The sequence below is a fragment of the Pseudomonas sp. genome, from assembly GCF_017744435.1.
Classification (GTDB): domain Bacteria; phylum Pseudomonadota; class Gammaproteobacteria; order Pseudomonadales; family Pseudomonadaceae; genus Aquipseudomonas.
Window position 1 is genome coordinate 24,887 of sequence record NZ_JAGIBG010000033.1, and the last position, 6,294, is coordinate 31,180.

Consider the following 6,294-nt stretch of genomic DNA (forward strand, 5'->3'; position numbering starts at 1 on the left):
GGCCGCCAGCGCCGATTTATTGACTCAGGCCGGTTTGGCCTGGGCAATCACCTCTTCCAGCCGTTCCTTTTCTGCCTTCTCGATCTCTTCCTCGCTGATCATCTCGGCGATCTCGCGCAAGCGCTCGACCACACGGGCGTTGACGCTGCCTTCGGTAAATACGCCTTCATCGTTGAGCTCTCCAGCATCTTCGCCGACCAGCAGGCTCAGCGCCTCATCGGCCTGGCTCACGGCATAGACGTGGAACATGCCGTTCTCCACCGCCTGCAACACGCGCTCGTCGAGCATCAGCGTGGCGACGTTGGCGCGCGGGATGATCACCCCCTGCTCGCCGGTCAGGCCACGTGCCTCGCAGAGCCGGAAGAAGCCTTCGATCTTCTCGTTGACCCCGCCCACCGCCTGCACTTCACCAAACTGGTTAATCGAGCCGGTGATGGCGAAGCATTGTTTGAGCGGCGTGCGCGACAAGGCCGAGATCAGCGTGCATGCCTCCCCCAGCGAGGCACTGTCGCCGTCGACATAGCCGTAGGACTGCTCCAGGGCGATGCTCGCGGAAATCGCCAGGGGGAATTCCTGGGCATAGCGGCTGCCCAGGTACCCGGTGAGGATCATCACGCCCTTGGAGTGGATCGGCTGGCCGAGGTTGACCTCACGCTCGATGTCGACGATGCCGCTGCCGCCCGGGTAGACGGTGGCGGAAATGCGTGCCGGCATGCCGAACGCCGAGTCGCCGACTTCCAGCACGGTCAGGCCGTTGCACTTGCCGATCGCCGCGCCTTCGCTGTCGATCAGGATGATGCCGGCGAGCATGTCGTCGAGCACCCGCTGCGAGACACGCCCGGTGCGGGTGGCCTTGGCCTTGAGCGCACGCTCGATGTGCCCGGCATCGGTCATCTCGTCACTGGCCAGCTGGCGGATGAAATCAGCCTCGCTGACCAGCTGGAACAGGTCACCGATGCGTGCCGACAGGCGCGACTGGTTTTCCGCCAGGCGGGCACTGTAGGTGGCCAGGCGCGCCACCGCATCGCTGGTCAGCGGCGCCATGCCTTCTTCATTGGTGCGGGTGCGCAGCAGCTGGGCGAACTGCTCGAGGTTTTCGTCGACCATCGGCATGTCTTCGTCGAAGTCGACCAGCACGCGGAACATCTCCTGGAAGTCCGAATCGTGGTCCTGCAGCGCGTAGTACAGCTGGCGCGAACCGATGATCACCAGTTTGATGTTCAGCGGGATCATCTGCGGCGTCAGGCTGACCGTGGCGACACGGCCCAGCTCGCCCAGCGGCGACTCCATCTTCAGCTTGCGCGACTGCAGGGCGCGCTTGAGGGCGTCCCAGACGAACGGCTCGCCCAGCATCTTCTCGGCTTCGAGAATCAGGAAGCCGCCATTGGCGCGATGCAAGGCGCCTGGGCGCAACTGCCGATACGAGGTGTACAACGCCCCCTGGTCGGTGCTGTATTCGATGCGCCCGAACAGGTTGTCGTAGGTCGGGTGCGGCTCGAACACCACCGGCGCGCCACCGTCAGCGTGGTGGCCGACCACCAGGCTCGGCGCGTACTGCTCTTCGAGCAGCTTGCGCGCAGCGGCGTCGGTCTTGCTGTCTTCAACCAGCTGCTCGACCACGGTACGCAGCAGGTTCAGCTGCACGGACTGCAGGTAGGCGCAGACGGCCGCGTTCTCGGCGTACTTTTCCGACAGCGGCGCCAGCAGCGGCTGCAGGGCCAGGGTGATGGTTTCTTCGTTGAGCTGGCGCAGCTGGTTGTTCGACTCGCGTTTCCATTGCGGCAGGCTGGCCAGCTCCTCGTTGAGGCGCTCCTCGAGCAGGGCGATGTCCTCGTGGAACTGCTCGCGGACCTCTTCGGGCAGCTGGGCGAACTCGGCTTCATCCAGCGCCTTGCCGTCGGCCATCGGGGTGAAGGCGACGTTGCTGGCATCGCGGTACAGGGCCACGTCCTTTTCCAGCGAGGCGCGCTCGATCACATCCAGCGCACGGTCATAACGCTGGTTGAAGGCGCGGTCGATGGCGCCCTTCTTCTGCTGGTACGACGGGTGCTCGAACACCGCCGGGAAGGTCGACAGCAGGTTGTCGATCAACCCGCCCATGTCGCTGATGAACTCGGCCGCGCTGCCGGAAGGCAGCTCCAGTGCGCGGGGCTCGCGGGTGTCGTCGAAATGGTTGACGTAAAGCCAGTCGGCCGGGGTCTGCTGGCGCTTGCCCTCGGCCTTGAGGTAGCGCTTGACGAACGAGAAGCGGCCGGTGCCCGGCTCGCCCATCACATACACGTTGTAACCAGGGCGCGGCATGGCCACGCCGAACTGCAGGGCCTCGACAGCACGCTCCTGGCCCAGGACTCCGCGAAACGGCTCCAGATCGTCGGTATTGGTAAAGGCAAACTGCTCGGGGGAGAAACGCCGGGTCAGGGCTTCAGGCGCGAGACGCAGGCGCGCAGCGACAGGATCGGGCATTGGGTTTCCTTACTTCGGCGGGGCAGATACGCAGCATTCTGGCGCTGCCCGCGCGCGCCTTGCAAGGCTCCACGGGACTTTATGTCGCAGGCGAGACGCTGACCTGTATGAGCAAATTTTTCGCAATCAACAACGCAACCTTTAGATCATGCCTAAACTCCAAGCTGCGCGGGTGGGTGAAATGCTTTCCCGACCTGGCAACCGCGTTGCCAGACAACCCTGACCCTTGGTTAAGACAAAGAGAACAATGCTATGAAACGGATTCTTCTGGGTACTCTGTTCACCGTGGTCTCGCTGAACGCCCTCGCCGAAGCGCCGGGCGGCCCGAACTGCGGCTGGGGCAACATGCTGTTCGAAGGCCAGCGCGGTACGCCAGCGCACTTCCTGGCCTCCACCACCAACGGCACCTCCGGTAACGCCACCTTCGGCATGACCTCGGGCACCAACGGCTGTTCGACCAAAGCTTCGCTGACCTACGGCGGCAAATCCTGGTTCGCCATGAATGGCATGATGAACGAACTGTCCGAAGACATGGCCATGGGCCAGGGCGAAGCCCTGACCACCTACGCCGTGGTCCTCGGCGTCGCGCCGGAAGATCGCGGCTACTTCGCCTCGGTCACCCACCAGCACTTCAACCAGATCTTCAGCAGCGCCGACGTGACTGCCGAAACTGTCCACAGCAACACCCTGGCCGTTCTGAAGAACGACCCACGCCTGGCCAAATACGCCACCGAGGCCTGAGTGCAGCTGCTCCCGCCCCGGCCTCCGGGGCGGGTTTCGCCTTTTTTCGGCATCGTTAAGAAGTAGTTGCCCGACATGCTCAAACGCCTCGCTTCCCTGGCGCTGTGTGCCTGCGCCCCCGTTCATGCCATGCCCGTGCTGGACCCTGGCCGTATCCAGCAACTGGCCAACACCCCCTACTGGATTGCCCTGGGCCACTACGAAACCGCCAAGCTCGGCGGCTGGCGCAGCTATGTGGACGATGACGCCTTCTTCCTCGCTGAAGACGGCGCGCACCACCCGGACCAGGAGCTCAAGGCCACGGTCGAAGCGCTGTACGCCCCGGCCAGCCTGGGTGACAAGCACGCCCAGTGCGTATTCCCCGCACGCACCCGCTGGCTGCGTGAACAGCTCGACCTGCAAGGCCTGCCGCAACCGGACTGCCAGGAATTCAAGACCTGGTACCAGTCGATCGATCCGCACAGCGCGGCGCTGATCTTCCCGGCAGCCTACCTGAACAGCCCCTCGTCGATGTTCGGCCATACCCTGTTGCGCATCGACCAGTCCAACACCCGCAGCGACGACACCACGCTGCTGAGTTACGCGATCAACTTCGGCGCCTACATCGAAGGCAGCGACAACAGCATCCTGTATGCCTGGAAGGGGCTGATGGGCGGCTACCCGGGCCTGTTCGCGCTGATGCCCTACCAGGAAAAGCTCTCCGAATACCGCAGCCTGGAGAACCGCGACCTGTGGGAATACCAGCTGGACCTGACGCCGGAGGAAACCGGGCGCATGGTCGAGCACGTCTGGGAACTGAAGCAGATCCAGTTCGATTACTTCTTCTTCGACGAAAACTGCTCGTACCGCCTGCTGGAGTTGCTGCAGGTGGCCCGGCCGAGCCTGGACCTGACTTCGCAGTTCCCGCTCACCGCCATCCCCACCGACACGGTGAAGGCGGTGAAACAGTCGGGCCTGGTCGCCAGCGAGACTTACCGCCCGTCACGCGAACGCGAGCTGCTGGCCCGGGCCGAGCCGCTGGACCATGACGAGAAGCGCCAGGTGCTGGCTGTCAGCGCCGATACTACGCAGTTACAGAGTCCCGAATTCAAAGCCCTGCCCCGCGAGCGCCAGGCGCTGGTGCAGGATGCCGCGTACCGCCTGGAGCGCTACCGGGCCAATGGCCAGGAACGTGACCCTGGGCAGGCCAAGCGCAGCTTCGAGCTGCTGCGGGCGATCAACGGCAACCCGCCGCCGCCCTTGCAGATCGAGCGCCCCGGCCTGCCCGAGGACGGCCATGACTCGCGGACCTGGCAACTGGGCGTCGGCACCCGAGAGGATCGCGCCTACGCCGAATACGGCCTGCGCATGGCCTACCACGACCTCAACGACAATGCCTATGGCTTCCCGCTGGGGGCGCAGATCGAGATCCTGCAGCTCAAGGTGCGCCAGTACGAAGGCAACGACTGGCAGGTGCAACGCCTGGACCTGGCCACCATCCGCTCGCTGACGCCGCGCAACGAGCTGCTCAAGCCGTGGTCCTGGCAAGTGGCAGGTGGCCTGGAGCGGGTGCCGGGCAAGCATGACGACGAGGTGCTGGTGAGCCATGTGAATGGCGGTGCCGGCGGCACCTGGCAACTGGCCGATGGCTTGCTGGGCTTTGCCTTGGGCACGGTGCGGGTCGAGCACCATAACGACTTCGCCCAGTTCATCGCCCCGGCGACGGGGTTCAATGGCGGGCTGCTGTGGCGCAACGGGCTGGGCAACATGACGCTGGAGGCCAAGGGCGATTACTTCACCAATGGCGAAGTGCGGCGCAGTGTGAGCCTGAACCAGCAGTGGGAGATCAGCCAGAACCTGGGGGTGAGGTTGAGCGCTTCACGGGAGTTCAGCCACCTGGCGACGGCGCAGAATGAGGTGATGCTGGAGCTCAAGTGGTATCACTATTGACGCGCCCCTTTGTGGGAGCGTCAAGGCAGACAGATGTGATCCAACCGACTCTTTGACACTGTTTTGACAGCTCCCCGACAAATCGCCACCTAGACTTTCCGGTATCTATCCAAGGATCCAGGTGGTCATGTCGCGGTACTGGTTTGGCGTGTGCATTGCGTTGTTGCTGGCGGGTTGCGAAACCACCCACGATCAGATGGTCAACCACGGTTATCCCCCCGCCTACGCCGACGGCTATCAGGATGGCTGCAGCAGCGGCCGTCAGGCAGCCGGGTTGATGGTTGGCGACTTCAAGAAGGACGTGCCGCGTTACCTGCATGATCGCCACTACGAGACTGGCTGGGACGATGGCTTTCGCCAGTGCCAGGCGATGCAGAACAGCGAGGAACAGCGCCAGTACCATGAGCGCTTCTGGGACGAGCGTGATCGCGAGTGGCAGCAGGAGAAAGACCAAGGTGCCGCCCGTGCCTATCGCAGCAAGTAGGTCGCAAACGGACATCCACTGAAACCGCCGACCTGCCATGCTGGTCTCCAACAGCAGGAGGCCATTGCATGAGCCGAGCATTCGTCAACGAAGACCAGGCCGCCGCCCAGGCTGACCAGCCAGTGGAGCGGCGCGTCAGCGACCAGCCCAATTACGTCACTGCCAGCGGCCTGCGCCAGCTGCAACAGCGCGTGAGCGAACTGAATGCCTTGCGCAGCGAGTTGCAGGCCCAGGGCGAGCATGGCGACAAGCAGCGCCTGGCCGATGCCGAACGCGACCTGCGCTATTTCAGCGCGCGGGTGCAGAGCGCGCAGGTGGTGCCAGCGGCGACTTCAGGCAGCAAGGTGCAGATTGGGAGCCGGGTCAGGTTCGTCGACGAGCAGGGCCAGGCGCATGTGGTGCAGCTGGTGGGCGAGGATGAGGCGGATGCCGGGCACGGGATGATCAACTGGGGATCGCCGCTGGGGCGGGCGTTGCTTGGGGCCGGGCCTGGGGATGAAGTTTTGTGGCAGCGGCCGGCGGGGGATCAGATGATCGAGGTGGTCGAGATTGGAGGTGGGGCCTAGGGGCCGCTGCGCGGCCCATCGCCGGCAAGCGCGGCTCCCACAGGTGTATCACCGCCCTTGAGGCCTGTGGTGTCCCTGTGGGAGCCGCGCTTGCCGGCGATGGGCCGCGCA

Annotated in this window: 5 protein-coding genes; 4 read left to right on the top strand and 1 reads right to left on the bottom strand. The window is 64.3% G+C overall.

Annotated features, from left to right (window positions below):
- Positions 1 to 24: 24 nt before the first annotated feature.
- A complete protein-coding gene (locus J7573_RS19930; RefSeq protein ID WP_294339373.1) occupies positions 25 to 2,463 on the bottom strand; it encodes an AAA family ATPase in 2,439 nt (812 codons plus the stop codon).
- 252 nt (positions 2,464 to 2,715) lie between these two features.
- On the opposite strand from J7573_RS19930, the gene J7573_RS19935 reads away from it, so the two are divergent.
- The 4 genes from J7573_RS19935 (at position 2,716) to J7573_RS19950 (ending at position 6,183) form a co-directional block, all read left to right on the top strand.
- Positions 2,716 to 3,204: a DUF3015 domain-containing protein gene (locus J7573_RS19935; RefSeq protein ID WP_054887210.1), complete on the top strand. Its 489-nt coding sequence runs from the start codon at positions 2,716 to 2,718 to the stop codon at positions 3,202 to 3,204.
- A gap of 75 nt (positions 3,205 to 3,279) precedes the next feature.
- Complete coding sequence (locus J7573_RS19940; protein ID WP_294339378.1) at positions 3,280 to 5,133, top strand: DUF4105 domain-containing protein; 1,854 nt, start codon at positions 3,280 to 3,282, stop codon at positions 5,131 to 5,133.
- 127 nt (positions 5,134 to 5,260) lie between these two features.
- Entirely contained in the window at positions 5,261 to 5,617 is a 357-nt protein-coding gene (locus tag J7573_RS19945; protein ID WP_294339381.1) for a hypothetical protein, read from the top strand.
- Positions 5,618 to 5,685: 68 nt separating this feature from the next.
- Positions 5,686 to 6,183, top strand: coding sequence for a GreA/GreB family elongation factor (locus tag J7573_RS19950; protein ID WP_294339384.1), 498 nt, complete (start codon positions 5,686 to 5,688; stop codon positions 6,181 to 6,183).
- Positions 6,184 to 6,294 lie beyond the last annotated feature (111 nt).